Consider the following 24,033-nt stretch of genomic DNA (forward strand, 5'->3'; position numbering starts at 1 on the left):
TTAATATTTGGAGTACAAAATGCTTAATATTGATAGTAATAAGCTCGCAAAACTCGCTAGTGAAGAGTTTAAAAAACAGCGCACCATTTTGTTAATATTATCTTTTTTACTATTAGCAGGTGGGATTTTTTGTATTATTAACCCAATGATATCTGGTATCGCCGTCAGTACAGTACTAGGTGTTTTGCTTATTATTGGTGGTGTTGGCGCAATTGTGAGCATCTTAAGCACCGTTATTTACACGGGGTGGTCACGCTTATTTGGCTTTATTATTGGGCTAATCTATATCATTGTTGGCTATTCCTTTATCAAAGACCCGCTCCAAAGTCTAATTGCTCTCGCCATTTTTGTAGCCGCTCTTTTTATTATTGGTGGTGTTATTCGGCTATATGTTGGCTTCCAACAAATCAGCTCCGCTAGCGGTTGGTTGCAAATTATTATTGGTCTTTTAGATTTCTTTATCGCCTATTTACTCATCGGAAACGGCCCAATTACGTCAATCACTTTACTGACAACATTGATTGGTATTGAAATGGTATTTAGTTCCTTTAGCTTATTTACGTTGTTAAGCGTGTTTAAAAATATCAATAAGCAAAGTTAATCACTGATAATGCCTCTATTATAGAGGCATTATTTCCTCGGTTTTATCCGCCCTTTATTTAATCACTTTTAATGACAAACACACTAAAAATGCGCAATTGACGTTCAACATTCGCAAAATGACCAAAGATTGTTTAACCTAGTTGTCTAACTAAGAATTGGGTAGGGAACATGGGAAAACTTATCGAAAATTTAAAAAATTGGCTCCATATGGAAACTGCGCCAGTCTATCCTTATCCCGCCATTGATGTTCGACTATCAAAGTACCTCAAACTGCACATAGTGGGCAGTATTCATATGGGAACAGAAAATATGTTTCCCTTATCTAGCGTACTATTAGACAAACTTAACCAAGCAGATGCATTGATTGTTGAAGCGGATATTACTGATACCCACTCACCTTTTTCTGACGGTAATACTGAGCTACCTCCAGTCCAACAGCGGTTAACTGATAAAGAGTTCAGTCTTTTCTTACAGTCTTGCCAAGAAATACACCAATCACCTGAACGCTTTGACGCACTACCTTCATGGCAAATCGCATTGATCTTACAAGCAACACAAGCCCAAGAACTGGGTTTGCGCGGTCATTATGGCATAGACTATCAATTACTCCGCAGTGCCCAATCGCAGAATAAACCTATTATCGAGCTTGAGGGAACCCATTCCCAAGTTGAATTGTTGCTTTCCTTGCCTAATAATGGGCTTACGTTATTACAAGACTCACTGGTTCACTGGCGAGAAAACGCACGTTTACTGCAAACCATGATAGGTTGGTGGCTAGATTACCAACCCAATAATCGAACGATTCTCCCAAATACCTTTAGCGAAGGGACATATCAAGTATTAATGAATCAACGTAATGCAGATTGGGGAAAGAAGCTCAAAGCGCTCCCTGATGGAAATTATGTTGTCGCCGTGGGCGCATTGCATTTATTTGGTGAAAATAGTCTTGTTGAATATTTGCGTTAGTAAGTCATAACTCAATAAAAGGCAAAAGAATGACTCCAGCCGTTAAATTACTCGAAAAACAAAAAATTCAATTTACACTGCATCCCTATGAACATGACCCCAATGAAAGTAACTTTGGTGATGAAGCCGTGCGTAAGCTCGGGTTAGATGCCAAACAGGTATTTAAAACACTCTTAGTCGCCTTAAATGGTGACCAAAAAACATTAGCCGTTGCTGTCACCCCTGTTTCAGGTCAATTAGATTTAAAGTTAGTCGCCAAAGTATTTAAAGTAAAAAAAGTTGAAATGGCCGACCCTCAGATAGCCCAAAAAACAACGGGGTATTTGCTTGGGGGGATTAGCCCATTAGGCCAAAAGAAGCGTCTGCCCACCGTTATCGATGACCAAGCACAACAATATGCGACGATGTTTATTTCCGGGGGAAAACGTGGATTAGATATTGAACTCGCCCCCACAGACCTCGCTAACGTACTGAATGCCACCTTTGCTGAAATTCGCAAGTAGCTGCTGATTTAATGTTTCCCGTTACTATTGAATGGGTATTAACTAAAAATGGTGGTAGAAAACAACTACCGCCAATCGGGCTCTATTATGCAGTCGCTCACTTCGATATCCCTAACAGTAAAAATTGGAGTGTAGTATTTCAACTTGAAATCCACTTAATAAATAGCCATCAGTTGTGGTTAACACAAGGAAAAGTTCGTTTCCTTGTTGACCATGCACCTAATGACTATTTTAAGCACTTATCTACTTTCAAGATCTTTGAAGGACCACGTTTAGTGGCAAATGTATTTTTGCGATAAAAAAGCCCCATATAAATGGAGCTTTTCTACTGGTTTTATGAATTATTTATTGTTGTAAATAATTTCACCTTTAGGTTCATAGTCCGCGGCCTTCAGAGGTGAATGTTTTTCAATATACCCCTTGAGGACTTCTGCATCGACAAAACCTGTATTGACGTAGTTTGGATGGTTGTCGATTTTCGGATAACCATCTCCACCGATAGCATTGAAGTTTAATGTTGCCATGCGATAAGTTTTGCTAGGGTCAACAGGCTTACCATCAATTTTAACATCACTGATAGTGCCATCTTTATTCAGTGTTAAATTCACATTATAAAACTGACCATACGCACCCGCATCAGGCTTCATATTTGCCACAGCTGTCAAATAAGGGATCACTTCATCCCCTTTAAAATCAACATACACTAGCTCATTAGCAAACGGTTGAACTTTAAGGACATCTTTGTAGGTAATATCACCACTTTCAATAGAATCACGAACACCACCACCGCTCATGATGGCGAAATCGGCCCCTGCTCGCTCTTTTTGTGCAGCTAACAGAAGATGCCCCATATTGGTTTGAACAAAACGAACTTTACTGCGGTCACCTTCAAGTTTACCTTCAACTGACCCCACCTTCACACTAAGTTGCTTATCACCTTTTTCTTGGTAAGGCGTCAGAAGCTTGGTCATTTCAGGGTTGTGAGCTATTTCTTGCGTATAATAAACGCGCTCACTCGTGCCGTCTTCTTTCGTGATTTTTTTCTTTAAGTTAATTGGAATTAACTGGTAATGTTTCAGGGTAAACTTACCATTTTTAAATTCAAAATCAGCACGTCCGACATATTTACCCCATTCGTGTGCTTGAACAATCCAAGTCCCATTTTGGTTATCTGGCGCACAAGGCGTGCCTGGCACATAATCAGCTTGCTTGTAGTTTTTATTTTCTTGAGACATACAAACAGGGTCTTGTGAATGCCCCCCAACAATCATATCTAAATAACCCGCGGGTAAACTACGAGCCATTTCTACATCACCCGGCGCATTTGAACCATGATTGCCATCATCATAGTGCCCCATGTGGGTTGCGGCGATGATGATGTCTGGTTTTTCTGTTTCTCGTAACTCTTCGACGACTTTTTTCGCTTCATCAGCAGGTACGCGAAACTCAACGTCAGGGAAGTTTGCTGGGTTACCGATACGAACTGTATCATCGGTTGTTAGCCCCATCACGGCGATTTTTACGCCTTGCTTATCGAAAACTTGGTAAGGCTTAAATAAACGCTTACCTGTGCTTGCCTGATAAATATTGGCAGATAAGAAAGGAAACGTTGCCCATTTTTCTTGCTGGCGCAGAGTTTCCAAAGGATTATCAAATTCATGGTTACCCAATGCCATTGCATCGTAACCTACAAGGTTCATACCTTTGAAGTCAGGCTCTGCATCTTGCAGATCTGATTCAGGAACACCTGTGTTTATATCACCACCAGACAGCAATAAAACGCTACCACCCTGCTTTGCTACTTCATCGCGAATTTCATCAACCACTGTTTTCTGAGCTGCTAGCCCGTATTCGCCATGGTCATTATGCCAAAAGTGCCCATGATGGTCATTGGTATGCAAAATAGTGATATTATAGGTTTTATCTTTTTCCCACGCATTTGCCATAGTGGCAGGTATTAACGCTAATGATACCGTCAATGCACATGCGGATGCCTTAAATGTAAACCTCATACATTTCTCCCTGCTGGTATAGGAATTTTAATTGACTAATATTAGATTATAGCTTGTCACGACCCTCAGTTTTATAGCACAAAAATATGAACAGGATTTGATACCTATTGCAGAATAAGAAATTCGTTTCATAAAAATGAGATCGCCATCAAATAAATCACTGGTGTTATTTTTTCATGTGACTTATTTATTCATTTAAATAAATTGTATTTCAGCTATATTGATAACAATTATGTAACACAGAAAGTTGATAATTATGAGTGAGCAAACCACAACCCCAAATAACACGAATCCATCAAAACCACTGAATAAAACTGGGAAAACTGTTTTTAGTATTCTAACTGCTATCAGTGTTTCTCATTTACTCAATGATATGATCCAATCGTTGATATTAGCGATTTACCCTTTGTTGCAAGCTGATTTCTCATTGAGTTTTGCCCAAATAGGGATGATCACCTTGACCTATCAGATTACGGCTTCATTATTGCAGCCTATCATTGGGTACTATACCGATAAGCACCCACAGCCGTATTCATTGCCGATTGGAATGACCTTTACCCTAACGGGGCTTATTTTGCTCGCAATGGCTGAAACTTTCCCTACCATTTTGCTCGCTGCCGCTTTAGTCGGAACCGGCTCTTCGGTCTTTCACCCTGAATCTTCGCGTGTTGCTCGTATGGCATCAGGGGGGCGTCATGGCCTCGCTCAGTCCTTTTTCCAAGTTGGCGGCAATTTAGGCGCTTCTTTAGGACCATTACTCGCGGCTTTAATTATAGAGCCTTATGGGAAAGGGAATATTGGCTGGTTTTCATTAGCGGCATTACTCGCCATCGTCATTTTATTACAAGTCAGTAATTGGTATAAGCAACAGCACCGTGCTGCAAGTAAAAAACCCGCTTCTACCGCTGATATTAACGTGTTACCACGTAAAGCGATTATTGGTTCACTAGCAGTATTGTTAGTGTTGATTTTTTCCAAATATTTCTATTTGGCCAGTATTAGCAGCTATTACACTTTTTATCTGATCGATAAGTTTGGTGTTTCTGTGCAAAACGCCCAGATCCACTTATTTGTTTTCTTATTCGCAGTTGCAGCAGGCACCATGATTGGCGGCCCTATTGGTGACAAAATAGGGCGTAAATACGTTATTTGGTTCTCAATCCTCGGAGTTGCACCTTTTACCTTAATTTTACCTTATGCCTCACTGTATTGGACTGGTATCCTTACCGTGATTATCGGGATGATTTTAGCCTCCGCTTTTTCTGCTATTTTGGTCTATGCGCAAGAACTAATCCCCGGTAAAACAGGCATGGTGTCAGGGTTATTCTTTGGTCTCGCTTTTGGAATGGGAGGCGTCGGTGCTGCCGTCTTAGGGCATATCGCTGACTTAACCAGTATAGAACAAGTTTATCATTATTGTGCTTTCCTACCATTACTTGGCATTTTTACAGTATTGCTGCCGAATATCGGTCACAAATAGATTTATTTTGTTATATTTCCCACACTTACCTAAAAATAAGTGTGGGTCTTTCTCACCACATTAGAGATAAATTCCAGATAAAAATCCCATAATCTTATCGTTTGTAACGATTTAGCACCCTTAAAGTGTCTTTTTTTTAAAAACATTTCATTTTTTTAAGGAAATTTTTCTCAAAAAAAGTTAAAATATAAAAACATCGCATTTGCATTTTAAAATGAAGGCCTCATTTTAAAAGTCAACGGCATGTACCCACCTATTATTATTTATACTAATCAGAGGAGACTAAATGGAGCATTCAACGCCCTTAATCACAACCATTGTTGGTGGTCTCGCCCTTGCATATGTGTTAGGTATGATCGCACAGCGATTAAAAATCTCCCCTTTAGTTGGTTACCTTGCAGCAGGTGTTCTCGCAGGTCCATTTACGCCAGGGTTTGTTGCGGATGCGGCTCTTGCACCCGAGTTAGCTGAAATCGGTGTTATTTTACTGATGTTTGGGGTTGGCCTACATTTTTCACTGAAAGATTTACTCGCCGTTAAATCCATCGCCATTCCTGGGGCAATTGCACAAATCGCAGTAGCCACCTTACTTGGTCTTGGGTTATCCCTATTGTTCGGCTGGGGGATCTTTACGGGTATTGTTTTTGGTCTTTGTCTTTCGACCGCCAGTACTGTGGTATTACTTCGTGCATTAGAAGAACGGCAACTGATTGAAAGTCAACGTGGGCAAATTGCGATTGGCTGGCTGATTGTGGAAGACTTAGCCATGGTATTAACCTTGGTCCTACTCCCCGCAGCCGCTGCCATCATGAATACCGATGACGCAAGCTTTAGTGAATTAGCATTAGGCCTAGCTTGGACTATTGGGAAAGTTGTTCTATTCATCTTCATTATGATAGTGATTGGCAGAAAGGTCATTCCATGGATTTTATCGCGCACCGCTTCTACGGGGTCTCGTGAACTATTTACCCTTGCAGTACTTGCGCTAGCATTAGGTATTGCCTACGCAGCCGTCGCGATTTTCGACGCTTCATTCGCTCTTGGTGCTTTCTTTGCTGGGATGGTATTAAACGAATCAGAATTGAGCCACCGCGCAGCACAGGATACCTTACCATTACGTGATGCATTTGCTGTTCTGTTCTTTGTCTCCGTCGGGATGCTATTTGACCCAGTCGTACTTATTGAACAACCTTTAGGCATTCTTGGTGTACTCGCCATTATTATCATTGGTAAATCTGCGGCGGCATTAGCACTAGTCAGGATGTTTGGCCATTCACGGCGAACCGCCTTAACCATATCAGTTAGCCTTGCACAAATCGGTGAGTTTGCATTTATCTTAGCAGGTATGGGCTTAACACTCGGTGTCATGGATAAAGACGCGCAGAACCTTGTGTTAGCAGGGGCAATTGTCTCTATTATGCTTAACCCTGTGTTATTTACTTTATTAGATAAATACCTCGAAAGTACCGAAACCATTGAAGAACAACTTCTGGAAGAAACGCTGGAAGAAGAAACTCAAGTGCCTGTCGATATTTGTGGCCATGCCATCATTGTCGGTTATGGGCGTGTAGGCGGTATGCTAGCAGACAAGCTACGTAGAAAAGAAATCCCTGTTGTTGTCGTTGAAGATACTCGAGCAAGGTTTGAAGAGCTGGCCGAAAATGGCTTTAGTGCGATTTTAGGTAATGGCGCGAATAAAGACATTATTAGCCTTGCCCGCATCGAATGTGCCAAAACGTTACTGCTAACCATTCCTAATGGTTATGAAGCAGGTGAAATTGTGGCAACAGCTAAAGAAATGAACCCTAACATTACTGTGATTGTTCGTGCTCACTATGATGACGAAGTCAGCTTTATCAAAGAACGCGGTGCTGACCATATCATTATTGGTGAACATGAAATTGCCAAATCAATGGCGACACTCATGTGCCACGATGTAGAGGAATTTGGCTGTTCTGTCGATGATTTTATTGATGGTGACAACGATAAAAAAGGTGAAGGCAAGAATTTAGCGGAATACCTAAAACCTAGCCACTAGAGCCTTATTCCCCCTTTAAAGCCGTAACTCGAGTTACGGCTTTTTTACACAAACTTTTTGATTACACCTTCTATATTATTTCCTACTCGTTAAAATTCAGGAAAATAATAAATGAAAAAAAACCACCTGCTTTGCTTATTGTCATTATTTATTTCATCGGCTTATGCAGTAGATGACTGTCGTGATGAGTTACGAAACACACATCGTGAAAACTTGCATTTAATGACTCAAAAGATAGTCTATGGCCCTATTAAATCAATAAAGTCAGTAAGCTATGCATCAACTCCCACAGGCTCGCCTCTAGATACAAAAACGCTACAAATGCAGTTTTCAACTTGTGGTGCTTTAGAAAGCTATCAAAGTGAGTCAAAATGGTTTTTAGACAAAGAACTAAACTCATCACTAAAGAGAACCATCCAAAAAAATCCAACCTATGAAATGGTAAATATTATTTCATTCGGCCAGCCAATACAGAGTATCGAAGGTAAGTTCACCTTTGAGCAAGACCCATCCGGGAAAATATCCACAGTCAAAACCCATGACCAAGCAGGTAATGACTATACAGTCAGTACCACGTACAAAAATGGCAAAATAGATTCCACAAAGGGCTTTACTGAAGGAGTCGAGGTATTTTACCAATATTCCTATGATGACCAAGGAAAACTGGTCTCAATGGTCGGTAATTCAGGGCAAGATATCCGCCAGTTTAGTTATGACACTCACGGTTTTTTTAAACAAGAAATACGTAAAATCAAACTCAATAATGAGGAAGTCTCCACCACTATTGAGTGTTTAGAAACTGATAAATTTGGTAACTGCCTAACAGAAAAGTTAACGAATTCACGTAGTAATCTACCTGATACTTTAATTGAAACGTTCAAATATCAGTACGAATATTATTAAATAATTGGCATAAATAAAAAGTCCATAACAACAATAGGTTATGGACCGATTTATTTTATGGCTGGAAATTATTTTTCCATTTGAGCCTTAAACTCGTCGCCAGTCCAAACAGGCAAGCCTTTATCTTTAAAAAATTGAATTTCTGCCGCAACACCACCACTCTTTTCCCAGCCGGGTAACGTCAATACAATTAACCCATCACAACGTTTCAAGAATTCCATATCGATGGAAGACCAAGCCACTTTTTGTCCTTGTGTTGCAAGAAATTGATTTATTGGATGAGTCATTGTGATCTGGCTATAAGTTGCAATCCCTTGAAGGGCGAGTTCAGCGGCAAATTTTGTACACTCCTGAAAGCGCATTTCCACAACATTGCTATCAGGGTCTGAGTAAGGGCAAGCAATAAAATAAAGGCTCATAATAATTCCTAGTGTTGGCAATAACGTATTTTGGATAAAGTAACCCTATAAAAAATAATTCATTATTTTCCATAGGGAGAACTAAAATTTAATTTTTAAAACTACAGCTTATTCAAGCTCTGCAATAATAATCTTTGTTTTTGGTCGTTTTTTATTTTCAGGTAATTTAAAGTCTTTGCTGGTTGTCACTAAATAATCAATATTATCCCAACCTGTAACAAAATTAATGGCATGCTTATTGGCTTTTGTGCCGTCCGCTAATACCATTAATTTGTCACTATTTTCCATCATTTTTTGCGCAATAGCAGCCTCATCAACATGTTGATCCATAACCCCATGTAATGAATGAATAGCCCCTGCACCTATAACCGCATAATCAGCAAAAAATTCAGCAATATTCTTTAGCGCAATAGCCCCTAAGCAGGCATTTTGCGCTGCATTAAATTGCCCACCAATTAAAATAGTTTCAATTGTTGGGTTTTCCTGCAATATATTCGCTAATAGCGGTGAGTTAGTAATTATTGTTAGGTTATCAATTAGCTTTACTCGCTGGCTAAATTCAAATGTTGTTGTACCAAAATCGATAAACAACGTATCACCCGGTTTAATAAATTCAGCCGCTTTCGCTGCAATCGCTTTTTTTTCATCAACCGCGGCTTGAGCCCTTTCAGTAAAATTACGTTCAAACTTTGACTGAATATTAACTGCGCCACCATGAATTTTCTTAAGTAATTTTTGAGTTTCGAGCTTACTCAGATCTCGACGGATAGTTTCTTGCGCGACATTAAAATGCTTTGCGAGCTCTTGTACATACACCTGACCCTGAGTAGAAAGTAACTCAATGATGGTTTGATGACGTACTTTTGAGGAACGCCCCTCACACATAGTTTAACCCTTCTTGACCATTTACATTTCTAGCACTATACAACAGCGATACTAATTTCAGTAGCATCTCGTTGTATTTTTGTTAAATCTATATTTTTCAGCAAAATACGCCTAGTTGGCAAACCTCGATGGTGCTTTTCATATAATAATGTACTGCCAGCCATAACCTTAATAGTGCCATTCACCGCGTGCTCGACTTTAATATTAAAATTAATTTTATTTATTGAATTATCATTAATATCAATGCAAGCAGGCACACTAAAGCAAATTTTATCATCCAGATGCACTGGAAGCCGTTGAGTCTCTTTTAGTTGCTGTTGGTGATGATTCGCCAGTAGGTCATCTGCAATCTGTTCACCTACCCAAAGCCCCTCTTGGTAACACTGATCACCCATATCTGCAGGGTGTAACATATTACCAGCAGCATAGTAACTCGTATCAGAGCAACGACCCCGTTGGTCCGTTACAGGTTTGCCTGTCGCCGCATCATAATCAAGGTGGCTTTTGCGAATTAATGTATTTTCCCCAACAAATTGCCCAGTAAAAATGACCGAATCACACATAATTTTGTGAGTTTTACCGGCACTTTCAACTACCACATACTCTACACGCTCTAATCCACCAATTTCAGTAATTTGGCTATTAAGAAACACTGGCGTTCCCATTGCTTTGGCAAATAATGTGGCTGGCTTAAAGGCCAAAATGCGATCACCACTTTCAATCATAGCCTGCGCTTTAACGCCTGCATTTTTTAGTGTCCATAAAGCAGAAAAGCTTACCAGTTCGCTCCCCACAATAACTGGGTTACGACACGGTTTTTTACCATTAAGATACACAAATTGCTGTAATGCACCTGCAGTGATAATACCTTGGGGACGCAACCCTGATACCAAGCGTGGATGCCTTGGTGTCTCCCGCACTCCTGTTGCAATTAAAACACGTTTTGCTTGCGCCTCTACAAGCCCATCAGGAGTAGAAATGGTTAAATGCCCATTAGGGTGAAGCTGAGTCACCGTACTACGGGTAAAGATAGGCGTGTCTCCCAGTTGAGCTACAATCTTTTTAGCAAACTGGTTCCCTTTCATTGGGCGCTTAAAGGCAAGTACCCCAAACGTTGGGTGCTGACAATGACGCGGAACCCCGCCAGCGTCAGCTTCACGTTCAATGATAGCAACACGTTGAATACCGCGACGGCGCAACGAATACGCAGCAGCAACCCCAGCAGGCCCTGAGCCTATGATAACCACATCATAATTCAAACTCATTTTACTGCCTCCACTGCTAATGTATGGTCAAACCGGCCATTGATTATTTCTGCTACCTGACTGCTACAATAAAACCCATTACAACGCCCCATCATCACGCGCGTTCTACGTCGCAATGCCCCTAAGCATTCAGGCGGAATATCGGAGTCAAACGCAGCTTCAATTTCTCGCTGCGTAACAAGCTCACAGTGACATACGATGCCACCGTTACTTTTACACTGATAATCCCGTTGGTGATATTCGGATATCATTGGCATTGTTGGCCAAATTAGCGTTTCTGGAGGAGAAAGCTCAAATAATGGCGTAAAGTGTTGTTGGTATAGTTTTGCCAAGTAGTTAGCAACACCTAAAGCAGAGGTTAACCCCGTTGAGCGGATCCCGCCTGCGCATATCCAGTGTTTTTCAGGATAATCATTTATACGATAATGTTTTTCTTCTGTTGCAGGGCGCAGTCCCGCATAAGTTGCCGTTACACTATAATTATGTAATGAAGGTAACATCTGAGAGCCTTGGGAGATTAAACCCTCTAGCACTTCTTGTTTCACTTCCGCTTTCCAACGGTCATCCTGTTCTTCTGCTGTTGGGCCTAATAATAAGTTACCAAAAATAGTTTTTGATAATAGTACGCCTTTAGTTATTGCGGTTGGCACTGGTAAAATGATCGCATTAATATCGGCAGCGGCGGCTTTGTCATAAACCAAAAACTGCCCTTTGCGTGGTTTTATTTGGAATGGTGATGGGTGGCAGATCGACTCCACAATATCACCGTTAATACCAGCACAATTAATTACCAAACGGGCAGAAAACTCACCTTTTGATGTGGTTAAATCCCACACCCCATTGTTTAGCGAACCGTTTTTTACTTCACAATGAAAACGATATTCAGCACCATGTTTCACTGCTTGAGTTAAATAAGACAGTGGCGTACTCCAAGGGTCGATAACCGCTTCACCGGGGACATGAACTGCAGCCAGCGCGCCCTGAGCCAAATGTGGTTCTCGGCGATATAACTCCTCTTTATCGATGATTGCCACATCTAATACATTGTTAGTGTGTGCTTGCTCAACAATCGCAGGGAGTTTACTCAATTGCTCTTCATTCCATGCAACAACTAATGCTCCGGTTTCGAGTAACGGTAAATTCATTTTTTCTCTGATTTCAATGAATTCACGATACCCATCTTGCATACATTCAAGTTCCAGACTCCCTGGTGTGGCGTCAAAACCCGTATGTAATAGTGCACTATTTGCCTTACTTGCTCCCGAAAGAATGTCTCCACCACGCTCTAACAGCAGTGTTTTGGCACCCATTAGTGTAAATTTACGTGTCACAGCACAGCCAATGACACCACCGCCGATGACAATGACATCCCAAATTTTTTTATTATTAATATCCATGGCTGAGATCCTTAATTTCTAACTTGCACACATAAAACCACATAATTCCCACAACCACAACAAATAAAACAACACAAACCACAACATTAACAAAAATATTATTCACATTGTTACAATATTGTGAGTTTTATCACATTAGTGAAACTTATTGTGAGTTTTTTGTGGATTTTATTTCCGATTAAACGATAGTAAGCAAAAAAACAGACTAATTTACAACATTTACAACACTGGGAATATTGCGATGCTCAATCAACGTTATGCGGCTATCGATCAGGGAACAACGGGAACCCGGGTCGTTGTCTTTGAAGAAGGCGGCCATTATCACTCCCCAATGAGCATTCCTCATAAACAAATCACGTTGAACAGTGGTTGGGTAGAACATGACCCTGAGGAAATCTTGGCAAATATTATTAAATGCTTAAATAGCTGCGAGGTTGTTGATGCGATTGGTCTTTGTCATCAAGGTGAAAGCATTGTCGCATGGGATGCTCAAAGTAAGCGCCCTTTATACAATGCGATCGTTTGGCAAGATTTACGCACTGAAAAAACCATTTCACGACTGAAAGAAGCAGGCTTGGAACCACTAGTGCAATCTAAATCAGGTTTGCCACTAGACCCTTATTTTTCCGCCAGCAAAATGGGATGGATTATTGAGAATGTGGTGGGAGCGAAAACGCTAGCGGATAAAAACCAGCTACGGATAGGCACAATGGATGCTTTTTTCCTCGACCGTTTATGTGGTGTATTTGTCACTGACTATAATTCCGCATCACGAACCTCACTACTCAATATTCACACTTTAGAGTGGGATCAACAACTATGTGACATTTTTGGTGTGCCTATTCATTGTTTGCCACCTATTAAAGACAATATTGGTGATTTTGGTGCCATCAACCTCGATGGGCATTTAACCCCTGTCACGGCAATCATTGTTGACCAGTTTGCCGGCACATACGGTCATGGCTGCCGTGAAAAAGGGGATGCAAAAATTACTTTCGGTACAGGCGCTTTTTTACAAGCACTGACAGGGGCTGATATTCCTAAAACTCACGAAAGTGGATTATTACCAACCTTGTGCTGGAAATTTCCGGGTACACCTGCCGTTTTCGGATTAGATGGAGGGGTATATAACGCAGCATCAGCCATTAATTGGGCGCGTAAAATTGGCCTTTTCGACTCATTCGATGAACTCACCGATTTTAGAACTGAACCAGCAATTAAACGCGGCCTTGCATTCGTACCTGCATTATCTGGCTTAGGCTGCCCTTACTGGGATCGGAGTGCCGCGGGGTTATGGGCGGGGCTTTCTCTAGATACCGATAAAAAAGATATGATGCAGTCCGTTCTTGAAGGAATAGCAGCTCGTTCAGCGGAAGTTATTTTTGCAATGGAGCAAGTTTCACCTTTAGGTCAGTCAATTTCAGTCGATGGAGGGTTATCTTCAAATCAATACTTTAAGCAGTTTTTAGCCAATTTATTACAAAAAAATATTGAAGCACCAGCAAACCGTGAAGTAACAGCATTAGGCGCAGCCTTATTGGCTCGTAAAGGCCTAGGTATCACTCACGAAATGGCAGTTAGACGCAATGCAACCATAACACGCCCAGATGGAACCAACATGCAAGGCGTGATGGAACAGTATCGCGACATCATTGCCCGTTCTCGCCAATTAAGACACTAAAATAATAAAAGGACCCTACCATGGCTGAATTCGGAAATTACATTATCTATTTAATCATGTGCGGTGCGATTATAGGCGCAGTCGCATCTATTGTTAGACCAACAAGTGACCTCGGAAAAGAGTTTGTTAATGGTATATTCTCTATTGGTCCCGTTTTCCTTGCACAAGCAGGGATTATGGCAGCCGTACCGTTACTATCACAGTTAATATCCTATGTGCTTGGCCCTGTTTTTTCATCTGTAGGGTCAGATGTTTCAATTGCTGCATTGTCAATTATTGCAGTCGATATGGGTGGCTATCAATTAGCTGATGCACTCACAACAAACCGCGATATGTGGATCACGGCCATGTTGATCGGCTATACCTCTGGTGCCACCATTGTTTATTTGATCCCTGTTGGTTTAACCATGTTAAATCGTAAAGATCATAAATATCTAGCACTGGGTGCGATGGCAGGTCTGATCTCGATCCCCTTTGGCGTACTGGCATCCCTGTTGTTAATTACATTCAATAATATTCCAGTTAGAGACATTATTTCGACTAACTCACCCGCAGCGCATCAATTAACCTTAGACTTCTTCACGATGTTGCAATACTTGATGCCACTGTTTGTATTCTGTTTCTTACTCGCTGCTGGGTTAAAATATCGCCCAATGCTAATGGTTACCGGTTTTTTAATTTTCGGTAAGATTATGGATGCATTTGTGAAATTAGTCTTAGCATTCTCTATTGTTGAGCATTTTACTGGCGTATTTAGTAAAGTCTTCGGTGCATGGGGCTTTGACCCACTGTTTGCAGATCAAAATGAGCTATTCCGTGCAATCGAAATTGCAGGTTATATTGGTATCATGCTGGCAGGGACATTCCCAATTTGTTACCTGTTCCAACGTTACTGTAAACCATTAGTTCGCGCATTAAGTAACCGTTTAAAATTGAGTGATACCGGTTCGTTAGGTTTTATTATGGTAATGGCAAACATCATTGCAACTTATCACTTATTCAAAGATATGCGTGCAAGAGATAAAGTATTATGTGTTGCATTCGGTGTTTGTGCACAGGCTACCATTGGTGATCACTTAGCCTTTACCGCAAATTTCCAACCGACGCTTGTTCTCCCCATTTTACTTGGTAAATTGGTCGGTGGGGCCTTAGCCGTATTTATTGCAATCAAAATATCAGTCCCTCAAGCTATGCGCTATGAAGAGGAAGATGCAAAAGAATCTGAAAAGGTGGAGGTAGAGCACCAACTTGCTACCACTAAATAAAAATAATTCACATTAGTTATGTTTATATAATTATTATTAGAGATTAGCTGCATTTGAAATGTCTATACCCATAAAGTAGGATGCAGCTTTTATTTATTCGTCGCTTTTAAATGCCAAAATTCATCCATTAACTACATTTAGTTAATGCCCCATGATTTATTTCTTGTCATCATTATTCACAATTTATCTCATAATTTGTTACTAATTAATTAATATATTAATCAATTAATATATAGATGTTATATATGGATATAAAAAACCCCAATATTTATATTGGGGTCAATTAACTTAACATACTTCAATAATATAAATATTGAATATCATTTTTAACTTAGCGATCCCAGTAGGATTCTTCCAAACTATCTTCTTTTTCAGGTAACCCGCGAGTTAACCGTGGTGAATGCTGTGTTAACACTTGATAACTAACACGATTAGCATACTTACACACTTGAGCTAAAGATGAATATGTTAAGTATTGGCGTTCATGTTTACTGGAGTTTGGGACGTTTGAACGATGATAAGAATTTGCTGTGATATCATGGAGTAATGCAGATAATGCGCCGTCTCCTGCACCATTCGTATTCATTATTTTTTCCGGCCCCCCCATATAAGGTTCAATATGAGAAAAAATCCGTAATGGTACTTGGCAATCTTGCTGGCGCATTGCACGACTAAACTCATACAAATTAAACTCTGCAATCGCCCCTGGTAACAATGGGTGCTGTGTTGTACGTTTATAGCTTTCTTCTGTGTACCCAGCCATATACAACCCTGACGGCCCAGCGGTACAAAGCACTAAATCAACCCAATCTAAAGCCATATTCGAGGCTAATAGAGGGTCACTTAAACCGGTTAGTTCTTGTGCTTCATCTTCGTTCATCGCGACTACTGAAATATGTTCGGCGAGAAAATCACGCCAAAACTGTGGGTCCTGAGCAATAACGAATTTAGTCCCCAAAGTTAATACCACTGGCACATTATGTTTTTTCGCATATGTAATGGCTTGCATCGTCGCTTCAGGCATGGTCTCACCTGGCTTACAACGTACTAAATAGGCCGTTAATACTAATGCAGAAGCCCCTGCAATAATATCTTCAGGGATACTACTAGGCTGTAAGCGGTTCATATGGCCAGGGCTAATAGCAAACGTCCGCTCACCATTTTCAGTAATTAGCGTGAAACAACGCCCAATAGGGCCATCAACACCTTGCAAGAAATTTAAATCCATACGGCTAGAGGTATGACATAAATAACGATAAGCATAACTGCCAATTTGGATATTGTTACACATTGTGCCTAACAGGACAGAGCGATCATCCGCTAAGACAGAATAATTATGCAATGTATTACCAATCGTACCACCCGCAAATTCATGTGTAATCAATGCGTTATCTGTTAATTCTTTATATAACGCCTCAGCAATAGCATCTTCTATAACCAGTGAGTGCCCTTTGCTTAATTGATAGCGTTGAATAAACTCATCATCCACTTTTGCTTCGATGTCGACCAAAGTTTGGTCGATACCAACAATATAGGATTTACAGTTTTCTTCATCAGCCAACGTTTCTTTTAGGGGCTGTAAAAGCGGATCTCTGAGACTAACAGGGAAGTAATGTTTTGACTTACGCTGACCGGGGAATTTCATAATTAGGAGATTAAAAATGGAACATCTCCCTATTCTAACACGATAAAGCTAAGCCAGCACCTCAAAAGAAAGTGCTGGCTTGATTACTATCATCTAGCTGAATAATTACACATTTTGCTGTTTATAATCACGATATAACTGGCGACTCAATACAAATGAACAGCTCAATATAAAGCCGAGAACTGCGCTCAATGCCACAATAAGCGATGATTTAGGTGAATCTTTTTGTAGTGGGAAATCCGGTGTCAAAATAAACATCACGGGTGCAAAGTCTAACTCCTTGCTCGTTAACGCATTAAGTTCATCAATATAAATTTGACGGTTCTGCAAGGTTTCGCTCATTAAAGCTAAATCACGGTTTTGTGTCTCAATCAGTAATTTCTTTTCTAAGGCTTCTGTACCAAGCGCAATTGGGTAGTCAGGGTCATCGTTGATCGTTACAGAATCACTCGCAATCGGTTTTTCTATCCCAGCAGCTTTCGCGATGTCAACAGCTCGCTTTAAGCGTTCAACTTTAACATCATATTCCGTTTGGATTTTACTGACTTCGCGTTTCAGTGATTCGCTAGCAAAGATCAACCGCTGAGAAACAGTGTTATCTATCTCAACTTTAATTTGCTGCCTCACTTTTGATGCACTATAGCGAATATACCCCTCAAGTAAGTCTTGTGCTTCGATAGGTAAAGACGCCGTAAACTTTAAAACAATGTCATTGGAGGTACTGTTTTTTTCTTTCGATTGGTCTTGAATTTGGATATCGTTGGTAATGATTTGATTCACTAACCGTTGTTGACTAGCAACATCATCTTTCGGTTCGATATTTTGCGCTAACTGCTGAAAATACCGTGTACTTTTTACATATTCGCTCTGGTTAACTTTTGAACGAAACTGATCAACAAACACGCTAAAAATGCGCTGAGCACTTAAATCAATAGGGATTTCTAGTGCGTCTAATTGCGCTTTTAATTTGTTTACTTCTTGGATGTTTTCAGATGTAGGAGGAATAACAATTGCTGTACTACTCCATTTTTGGGGTAAAAAGCTGACAATCCCCGCGCTCAACACAATACAGAAAGCAGTAAAAATAATAATTAAGAGCTTATGCTTTAATAAAATCGAAAATAATGCCATGAGGTCAATTTCATCATTCTGCTGTAAATGAAACTGAGGAGCAGTATTTGATTTCTGCTCTATATTATTGCCTCGTGGCGGTTGCTCATTGCTCATATTAATTCCAAAAGACATAAAATTTGTTTAATCGTTTTTAATTTCAGATAAGTTATTATAGTCTATAATCGAATTTTTGATATATCGATAAGCTAACTTTTTTGTATTAATTGTATGCATTGACTACTTTAATACATCTTCAATTATTAAATTAATCATGCTAATACTATCTTGATTATCATTTAAAGCCGATATGTAATTATATTTATGACCACCACTGCTAATAAAGAACTCTTTATTTTGTTCGCTTATCTCTTCTAATGTTTCCAAACAATCAACTGAAAACCCAGGACAAATAACCTGAACTGATTTTACACCTTGGCTGGGTAATTCATGCATTGTTTTATCCATGTAGGGCATGAGCCAAGGCTCTCGTCCAAAACGTGACTGGTAAGTGAGTAACACGTTATCACTTGGATAATTTAAGGCTTCACGCAATGCCTGAGCGGTTTTTTCACATTCTTGCTGATAGATATCACCTGTATCACAATAACGCTTAGGAATGCCGTGGAAAGACAATACCAGCCTATCTGGTTCACCGTGCTTGGCAAAACTAGCTTCAATAGAAGTTACCAGTGCTTTAATGTACGCAGGATGAGTGGCATAACTCCGAATAAATTGAACTGACGGAATAGTACGTCGACCTTGAAATGCCCTTGTAACTGCATCATAAACCGCAGCAGTTGTGGTACATGAATATTGTGGATATAAAGGTAAGACCACTAAATCAGTAACCCCTTGCTCCATCAGGTTATCAATCGCAGTTTTAATTGATGGTGAACCGTAGCTCATCCCTATATCTACTGGAATATTAGGCAACAAAGCGGCTAATTTTTGCTTTTGGCGTAAAGAGTAAACCAATAATGGGGAGCCGTCTTCTAACCAAATAGATTGATATAATTTCGCGACTTTCGACGACCGAATAGGCAAAATTGCACCATATAGAATAGGTTTCCAAATTAGACGAGGTACATCAATAACGCGAGTATCACTAAGAAATTCTGCTAAATAGCGTCTAACTGCTGAGGTTGTTGGGGCATCAGGTGTTCCTAGGTTAGCCAATAAAATGCCGTATTTTTTTTCTGACATGAAACAACTCCTAATTGATAATCATTCCCAACATTAACATAGTTAAATAACTATTTTTATCACCAAGTGGTATAACAATAAAGGCAGCGATCTCGCTGCCTTATACTTGGTTTACACCCTTAATAACGCAAGTTACTGTTATACAGTAACAAGAAGCATAAGGAGTGCCAATATTAACCTAAAATTTTTGCTAATTCTTCACTAACTTCAGAAACTTTACGTGTACCATCCAATTTGAAGTACTTCGTATTACCTTGTTTTGCTTCATTTTGATAATAAGCAATTAAAGGAGCCGTTAATGCATGGTACTCAACTAAACGTTTACGTACGGTATCTTCTTGGTCATCTTTACGTATCGTTAATTCTTCACCGGTTACATCGTCTTTACCTTCCACTTTCGGTGGATTAAAGTTGATGTGGTAAACACGACCAGATGGTGCATGTACACGACGGCCAATGATGCGCTCAACGATGATTTCGTCTGGTACATCAAATTCAAGGACGTTATCAACGGTAATACCCGCTTCTTTCATGGCATCCGCTTGCGGGATTGTGCGAGGGAACCCATCTAACAAGAACCCATTACGGCAATCATCTTGTTTGATACGCTCTTTAACTAATGCGATAACCAATTCGTCAGTCACTAATTTACCGTTATCCATTAATTCTTTAGCTTGCAAACCAAGTTCGCTCCCTGACTTAACAGCTGCACGTAGCATGTCACCTGTTGAAATTTGAGGGATCCCAAACTTTTCCATAATAAATTGAGCTTGAGTGCCCTTACCAGCGCCTGGAGCGCCAAGCAGAATGATACGCATTGCGTAAACCCCTTGCTATTTAGATTTTTATAATTTGAAAAGAAAACAAGCTACCATACCATTAGCATGGCGCTTTACTCAAGAACACACGTAAACGTTTTCGCATTTATCTTTTTTCGCAAAAGAAAAAAACCACGCTAAAGCACAAGCAAAAGCGTGGTTTATGTTCAAAAACGAAAGTACAAAATTAACTTATTTTAAAAGCAATTCGTTGATTTTCCGTATAAATAAATTTGGATCTTCCAATGTACCACGCTCGGCCAATAATGCTTGATCCAATAACACATCAACCCAATCAGCAAATACAGACTCATCTGACACTTCAGACGCTTTTTTCACCAATGGGTGTGCTGGGTTTAATTCGAAGTTGTATTTCACTTCTGGCGCAGCTTGACCAGCCGCAGCGAATAATTTCGCCATCTGAGTGCTCATTTCATCAGCATTTGTGGTGACAATCGCTGGAGTATCGGTTAAACGATGCGTCAGTTTGACGTCTTTAACCCTTTCACCCAAGAATGATTTTACACGCTCAACAAATGGTGCTAATTGTTTATCCGCTTCTTCTTGTTCAGCTTTGTTTTCATCCGCAAGTTTATCTAATGACTCATCAGCTTTACTGACTGATTGGAATTGTTTGCCATCAAACTCAGACAAATAGTTCATCATCCATTCGTCAATACGGTCGGATAACAACAATACCTCAATACCTTTTTTACGGAATAATTCGAGGTGTGGGCTACCTTTTGCCGCCGCATAGCTATCTGCGGTGATATAGTAAATTTTATCCTGCCCTTCCACCATACGGCTAACGTAGTCTTCTAAAGAAACATTTTGCACGCTGCTATCTGTTTGAGTGGTCGCGAAACGCAGAAGTTTAGCAATGGTTTCACCATTTGCCATATCTTCCGCAGGGCCCTCTTTCATCACTAAACCAAATTGTTGCCAGAAAGTTTGATATTTTTCCGCATCTGTTTTCGCCAATTTTTCAAGCATTTGTAGAACACGTTTAGTCAATGCACTACGTAAACTGCGTGTTAATGCGCTATCTTGCAATATTTCACGAGAAACGTTCAATGGCAAATCATTGGAATCTAATACACCACGAATAAACCGTAGGTAATTTGGCATAAACTGTTCAGCGTCATCCATAATAAATACGCGTTGAACGTATAATTTCAGGCCATGCTGTTGGTCACGATTCCATAAGTCGAATGGTGCTTGAGAAGGAACATACAGTAAACTGGTATACTCTTGTTTACCTTCAACACGGTTGTGCGTCCAAGTCAAAGGGTCAGCATAGTCGTGGGAAATATGTTTATAGAATTCAACATACTCTTCATCAGAGATATCAGACTTACTACGTGTCCATAGTGCTTTAGCTTGGTTAATCTTTTCCCACGTTACCGTACCGTCTTCTTCATTTTTATCTTCAATTTCAACAGGTAGGGCAATATGGTCTGAATATTTACTAATTACTGAGCGTAGACGCCAGTTATCAAGGAATTCTTTTTCATCGTCACGTAAATGCAACGTAATTTCTGTACCGCGTTCCGCTTTTTCAATATCGGCAATAGTATACTCACCTTCACCCGCAGATTCCCAAAAAACACCTTCATCCGCAGGGGCTCCTGCTGCACGGCTACGTACTGTGACTTTATCTGCGACAATAAAAGCTGAATAGAAACCAACACCAAATTGACCAATCATTTGGCTATCTTTTGCCTGATCAGTACCTAGAGATTCTAAAAATGCTTTCGTACCTGATTTTGCGATAGTCCCCAAGTTATCAATAACTTCTTCACGGCTCATACCAATACCGTTATCACTAATCGTTAATGTACCTTGGTCTTTATCTGCGCTAATACGTACACGCAATTCACCATCATTCTCATACAGTTCTGGTTTAGATAACGCACGAAAACGCAGTTTATCCGCCGCATCTGATGCGTTGGAGATCAATTCGCGTAAGAAAATCTCTTTATTCGAATAAAGAGAGTGGATCATTAATTGGAGGAGTTGCTTAACTTCTGATTGGAAACCACGCGTTTCCTGTCCTTTCATACTCATTAATCGCCTCTATTTCATCAATCTAATTGGATAGGTTTGACTTATCGATGCAGATTAGTTGGGGGCGAAAAACAAAAATTCAAGCGATAAAGACAAAAAAATTTACTGAAGAAAAAACCAAAACCAATGATTAGAAAGGAAATAATAACAACCGCAATCATTTTAAAGATAGTTAATGAAAGAAATAATTCTACTCATCTCCAATCATATACTCTAAATAATTTGTGCTGTAGCTAGGCATCAAAATACGTTAATCCCCAGGAGCATACACCAGTATGTGACCCAAGTCACCGAGTGTAGCCCCCACGACTCAAATTAGTAACTGAATTCTGTAGGGTGATTTTAAAAAAACGAAATCAATACTATCCTCTAAATAGTTCAAGTTGTAGGTAGGCGGCAAATGAGGAGATCTCGGGGAGCATACATCAGTATGTGACCCGAGTCGCCGAGTGTAGCCCCCACGACTCAAATTAGTAACTGAATTCTGTAGGGTGATTTTAGAAAAACGAAATCAATACTACCCTCTAAATAGTTCAAGTTGTAGATAGGCGGAAAATGAGGAGATCTCGGGGAGCATACATCAGTATGTGACCCGAGTCGCCGAGTGTAGCCCCCACGACTCAAATTAGTAACTGAATTCTGTAGGGTGATTTTAGAAAAACGAAATCAATACTATCCTCTAAATAGTTCAAGTTGTAGGTAGGCGGCAAATGAGGAGATCTCGGGGAGCATACATCAGTATGTGACCCGAGTCGCCGAGTGCAGCCAACACCCCTACAGCTTGAAATATGACGAGGATATTACAATCGAGAGCGGCCGGAGAGCGAATGAGACAGCGTCGTACTATCGACTAACTCTAATTCCCCACCCACAGGCACCCCATGAGCAATTCGGCTCGCTGCCACCCCATATTGTGCGCACATTTCCCCAATATAGTTTGCTGTTGCTTCACCTTCTACCGTCGGGTTTGTCGCTAAAATCACTTCTGTGATCGTCTCTACCGCTAAGCGTTCTTCTAACCTATCAAGGCCAATATCTATCGGACCAATACCGTCCAATGGCGATAAATGCCCCATAAGAACAAAATAGCGCCCTGAAAATTGCCCAGTTTGTTCAATGGCATAGATATCTGCTGGGCTTTCGACAACACAAACTAAACCATTTTGCTGACGACGCGGATTCGCACAAATATTACAAACCTCTTGCTCGGTAAACGTTCTGCAATCACGGCAATGACCAATTTCAGACATTGCACTTGTGAGAGATTGCGCTAAACGCATCCCACCGCTCCGGTCACGCTGTAGAAGATGGAAAGCCATACGCTGCGCTGACTTTGGCCCAACGCCGGGAAGACAGCGCAACGCTTCCATTAATGATTCAAGAAGCGGACTTGTTTGCATTAGAATGGCATCTTAAAGCCTGGTGGTAATTGCATACCACTAGAAACGCTCGCCATTTTCTCTTTTTGTGTCTCTTCAATGCGTCGAGCCGCATCGTTAAATGCCGCTGCAATCAAGTCTTCTAACATTTCTTTGTCATCTTCTAACAAGCTAGGGTCGATCTCAACACGGCGGCAATTATGCGAACCATTAATTGTCACTTTCACTAAGCCAGCACCAGACTCGCCTGTAGCTTCAAGTTGAGCGATTTCTTCCTGAACTTTTTGCATTTTATCTTGCATTTGCTGGGCCTGTTTCATCAGGTTACCCAATCCACCTTTACCAAACATAGTTTTCTCTCACAACTGAGGCTACAGATTAACCAATATAC

21 protein-coding genes are annotated in these 24,033 nt (G+C 40.4%); 9 read left to right on the top strand and 12 right to left on the bottom strand.

What is annotated here, in order from left to right:
- Positions 1-19 precede the first annotated feature (19 nt).
- The 4 genes from ACHB7C_RS07895 (at position 20) to ACHB7C_RS07910 (ending at position 2,371) form a co-directional block, all read left to right on the top strand.
- Positions 20-601 (top strand): HdeD family acid-resistance protein, encoded by a 582-nt coding sequence (locus ACHB7C_RS07895; protein WP_198860862.1) that lies wholly within the window; start codon positions 20-22, stop codon positions 599-601.
- A gap of 170 nt (positions 602-771) precedes the next feature.
- Entirely contained in the window at positions 772-1,569 is a 798-nt protein-coding gene (locus ACHB7C_RS07900; protein WP_129466318.1) for a TraB/GumN family protein, read from the top strand.
- Positions 1,570-1,598: 29 nt separating this feature from the next.
- Positions 1,599-2,072: a Cys-tRNA(Pro)/Cys-tRNA(Cys) deacylase YbaK gene (gene ybaK, locus ACHB7C_RS07905; protein WP_042848122.1), complete on the top strand. Its 474-nt coding sequence runs from the start codon at positions 1,599-1,601 to the stop codon at positions 2,070-2,072.
- 11 nt (positions 2,073-2,083) lie between these two features.
- A complete protein-coding gene (locus tag ACHB7C_RS07910; RefSeq protein ID WP_042848125.1) occupies positions 2,084-2,371 on the top strand; it encodes a hypothetical protein in 288 nt (95 codons plus the stop codon).
- 42 nt (positions 2,372-2,413) lie between these two features.
- Here ACHB7C_RS07910 and ushA read toward each other — a convergent pair whose 3' ends face one another.
- Positions 2,414-4,084 carry a bifunctional UDP-sugar hydrolase/5'-nucleotidase UshA gene (gene ushA, locus ACHB7C_RS07915; protein ID WP_129466320.1) on the bottom strand — a complete coding sequence of 557 codons (1,671 nt, stop codon included), beginning with the start codon at positions 4,082-4,084 and terminating at the stop codon, positions 2,414-2,416.
- 256 nt (positions 4,085-4,340) lie between these two features.
- Here ushA and ACHB7C_RS07920 point away from each other — a divergent pair, with 256 nt between their 5' ends.
- From ACHB7C_RS07920 to ACHB7C_RS07930, 3 genes are all read left to right on the top strand, one after another.
- Entirely contained in the window at positions 4,341-5,564 is a 1,224-nt protein-coding gene (locus ACHB7C_RS07920) for an MFS transporter (RefSeq protein WP_042848128.1), read from the top strand.
- Positions 5,565-5,850: 286 nt separating this feature from the next.
- The gene (gene ybaL / locus ACHB7C_RS07925) at positions 5,851-7,602 is read left to right on the top strand and encodes a YbaL family putative K(+) efflux transporter (RefSeq protein ID WP_042848129.1); all 1,752 of its coding nucleotides are present in this window, start codon (positions 5,851-5,853) and stop codon (positions 7,600-7,602) included.
- 111 nt (positions 7,603-7,713) lie between these two features.
- On the top strand, positions 7,714-8,505 hold the full coding sequence (locus ACHB7C_RS07930; RefSeq protein ID WP_131680958.1) for a hypothetical protein: 792 nt from the start codon (positions 7,714-7,716) through the stop codon (positions 8,503-8,505).
- Between the two features lie 68 nt (positions 8,506-8,573).
- On the opposite strand, the gene ACHB7C_RS07935 is transcribed toward ACHB7C_RS07930, so the two are convergent.
- The 4 genes from ACHB7C_RS07935 to ACHB7C_RS07950 all read right to left on the bottom strand — a co-directional run bounded on the left by ACHB7C_RS07935 (position 8,574) and on the right by ACHB7C_RS07950 (position 12,471).
- Positions 8,574-8,924, bottom strand: coding sequence for a DUF1937 family protein (locus tag ACHB7C_RS07935; RefSeq protein WP_042848131.1), 351 nt, complete (start codon positions 8,922-8,924; stop codon positions 8,574-8,576).
- Positions 8,925-9,032: 108 nt separating this feature from the next.
- Positions 9,033-9,809, bottom strand: a complete 777-nt coding sequence (locus ACHB7C_RS07940; RefSeq protein WP_042848132.1) for a DeoR/GlpR family DNA-binding transcription regulator — start codon at positions 9,807-9,809, stop codon at positions 9,033-9,035.
- A gap of 35 nt (positions 9,810-9,844) precedes the next feature.
- Positions 9,845-11,074, bottom strand: coding sequence for an NAD(P)/FAD-dependent oxidoreductase (locus ACHB7C_RS07945; RefSeq protein WP_042848135.1), 1,230 nt, complete (start codon positions 11,072-11,074; stop codon positions 9,845-9,847).
- The gene (locus tag ACHB7C_RS07950; protein ID WP_166685768.1) at positions 11,071-12,471 is read right to left on the bottom strand and encodes an NAD(P)/FAD-dependent oxidoreductase; all 1,401 of its coding nucleotides are present in this window, start codon (positions 12,469-12,471) and stop codon (positions 11,071-11,073) included. The genes ACHB7C_RS07945 and ACHB7C_RS07950 overlap by 4 nt, the downstream gene beginning before the upstream one ends.
- A gap of 241 nt (positions 12,472-12,712) precedes the next feature.
- Between ACHB7C_RS07950 and ACHB7C_RS07955 the strand changes: the two genes are divergently transcribed.
- Both ACHB7C_RS07955 and eutH read left to right on the top strand, forming a co-directional pair.
- A complete protein-coding gene (locus tag ACHB7C_RS07955) occupies positions 12,713-14,152 on the top strand; it encodes an FGGY family carbohydrate kinase (RefSeq protein ID WP_042848140.1) in 1,440 nt (479 codons plus the stop codon).
- A gap of 20 nt (positions 14,153-14,172) precedes the next feature.
- Entirely contained in the window at positions 14,173-15,417 is a 1,245-nt protein-coding gene (gene eutH / locus ACHB7C_RS07960; protein ID WP_042848141.1) for an ethanolamine utilization protein EutH, read from the top strand.
- 331 nt (positions 15,418-15,748) lie between these two features.
- On the opposite strand, the gene ACHB7C_RS07965 is transcribed toward eutH, so the two are convergent.
- The 7 genes from ACHB7C_RS07965 to ACHB7C_RS07995 all read right to left on the bottom strand — a co-directional run bounded on the left by ACHB7C_RS07965 (position 15,749) and on the right by ACHB7C_RS07995 (position 23,992).
- Positions 15,749-17,062 (bottom strand): inosine/guanosine kinase, encoded by a 1,314-nt coding sequence (locus tag ACHB7C_RS07965; protein WP_048608064.1) that lies wholly within the window; start codon positions 17,060-17,062, stop codon positions 15,749-15,751.
- Positions 17,063-17,167: 105 nt separating this feature from the next.
- On the bottom strand, positions 17,168-18,289 hold the full coding sequence (wzz(fepE), locus tag ACHB7C_RS07970; RefSeq protein ID WP_225832991.1) for an LPS O-antigen length regulator Wzz(fepE): 1,122 nt from the start codon (positions 18,287-18,289) through the stop codon (positions 17,168-17,170).
- 123 nt (positions 18,290-18,412) lie between these two features.
- Positions 18,413-19,378: a ferrochelatase gene (hemH, locus tag ACHB7C_RS07975; RefSeq protein ID WP_166685766.1), complete on the bottom strand. Its 966-nt coding sequence runs from the start codon at positions 19,376-19,378 to the stop codon at positions 18,413-18,415.
- 173 nt (positions 19,379-19,551) lie between these two features.
- Positions 19,552-20,196 carry an adenylate kinase gene (gene adk / locus ACHB7C_RS07980; protein ID WP_004913624.1) on the bottom strand — a complete coding sequence of 215 codons (645 nt, stop codon included), beginning with the start codon at positions 20,194-20,196 and terminating at the stop codon, positions 19,552-19,554.
- A 192-nt stretch (positions 20,197-20,388) separates the two neighbouring features.
- Positions 20,389-22,257: a molecular chaperone HtpG gene (gene htpG, locus ACHB7C_RS07985; protein WP_166685775.1), complete on the bottom strand. Its 1,869-nt coding sequence runs from the start codon at positions 22,255-22,257 to the stop codon at positions 20,389-20,391.
- Between the two features lie 806 nt (positions 22,258-23,063).
- On the bottom strand, positions 23,064-23,663 hold the full coding sequence (gene recR, locus ACHB7C_RS07990; RefSeq protein WP_042848149.1) for a recombination mediator RecR: 600 nt from the start codon (positions 23,661-23,663) through the stop codon (positions 23,064-23,066).
- On the bottom strand, positions 23,663-23,992 hold the full coding sequence (locus ACHB7C_RS07995) for a YbaB/EbfC family nucleoid-associated protein (RefSeq protein ID WP_004260403.1): 330 nt from the start codon (positions 23,990-23,992) through the stop codon (positions 23,663-23,665). The genes recR and ACHB7C_RS07995 overlap by 1 nt, the downstream gene beginning before the upstream one ends.
- Between the last annotated feature and the right edge of the window lie 41 nt (positions 23,993-24,033).

Source organism: Providencia sp. 2024EL-00732, assembly GCF_044006275.1.
In the GTDB taxonomy this organism is placed as follows: Bacteria; Pseudomonadota; Gammaproteobacteria; order Enterobacterales; family Enterobacteriaceae; genus Providencia; species Providencia huashanensis.

Coding starts and splice junctions, on each gene's coding strand:
- ybaK (WP_042848122.1), top strand. CDS start 1,599: ATGACTCCAGCCGTTAAATTACTCGAAAAACAAAAAATTCAATTTACA.
- ACHB7C_RS07965 (WP_048608064.1), bottom strand. CDS start 17,062: ATGAAATTCCCCGGTCAGCGTAAGTCAAAACATTACTTCCCTGTTAGT.
- ACHB7C_RS07910 (WP_042848125.1), top strand. CDS start 2,084: ATGTTTCCCGTTACTATTGAATGGGTATTAACTAAAAATGGTGGTAGA.
- ACHB7C_RS07995 (WP_004260403.1), bottom strand. CDS start 23,992: ATGTTTGGTAAAGGTGGATTGGGTAACCTGATGAAACAGGCCCAGCAA.
- ACHB7C_RS07940 (WP_042848132.1), bottom strand. CDS start 9,809: ATGTGTGAGGGGCGTTCCTCAAAAGTACGTCATCAAACCATCATTGAG.
- ACHB7C_RS07945 (WP_042848135.1), bottom strand. CDS start 11,074: ATGAGTTTGAATTATGATGTGGTTATCATAGGCTCAGGGCCTGCTGGG.
- hemH (WP_166685766.1), bottom strand. CDS start 19,378: ATGTCAGAAAAAAAATACGGCATTTTATTGGCTAACCTAGGAACACCT.
- recR (WP_042848149.1), bottom strand. CDS start 23,663: ATGCAAACAAGTCCGCTTCTTGAATCATTAATGGAAGCGTTGCGCTGT.
- ACHB7C_RS07955 (WP_042848140.1), top strand. CDS start 12,713: ATGCTCAATCAACGTTATGCGGCTATCGATCAGGGAACAACGGGAACC.
- ACHB7C_RS07920 (WP_042848128.1), top strand. CDS start 4,341: ATGAGTGAGCAAACCACAACCCCAAATAACACGAATCCATCAAAACCA.
- adk (WP_004913624.1), bottom strand. CDS start 20,196: ATGCGTATCATTCTGCTTGGCGCTCCAGGCGCTGGTAAGGGCACTCAA.
- ACHB7C_RS07900 (WP_129466318.1), top strand. CDS start 772: ATGGGAAAACTTATCGAAAATTTAAAAAATTGGCTCCATATGGAAACT.
- ACHB7C_RS07895 (WP_198860862.1), top strand. CDS start 20: ATGCTTAATATTGATAGTAATAAGCTCGCAAAACTCGCTAGTGAAGAG.
- htpG (WP_166685775.1), bottom strand. CDS start 22,257: ATGAAAGGACAGGAAACGCGTGGTTTCCAATCAGAAGTTAAGCAACTC.
- ACHB7C_RS07930 (WP_131680958.1), top strand. CDS start 7,714: ATGAAAAAAAACCACCTGCTTTGCTTATTGTCATTATTTATTTCATCG.
- ACHB7C_RS07950 (WP_166685768.1), bottom strand. CDS start 12,471: ATGGATATTAATAATAAAAAAATTTGGGATGTCATTGTCATCGGCGGT.
- eutH (WP_042848141.1), top strand. CDS start 14,173: ATGGCTGAATTCGGAAATTACATTATCTATTTAATCATGTGCGGTGCG.
- ACHB7C_RS07935 (WP_042848131.1), bottom strand. CDS start 8,924: ATGAGCCTTTATTTTATTGCTTGCCCTTACTCAGACCCTGATAGCAAT.
- ybaL (WP_042848129.1), top strand. CDS start 5,851: ATGGAGCATTCAACGCCCTTAATCACAACCATTGTTGGTGGTCTCGCC.
- ushA (WP_129466320.1), bottom strand. CDS start 4,084: ATGAGGTTTACATTTAAGGCATCCGCATGTGCATTGACGGTATCATTA.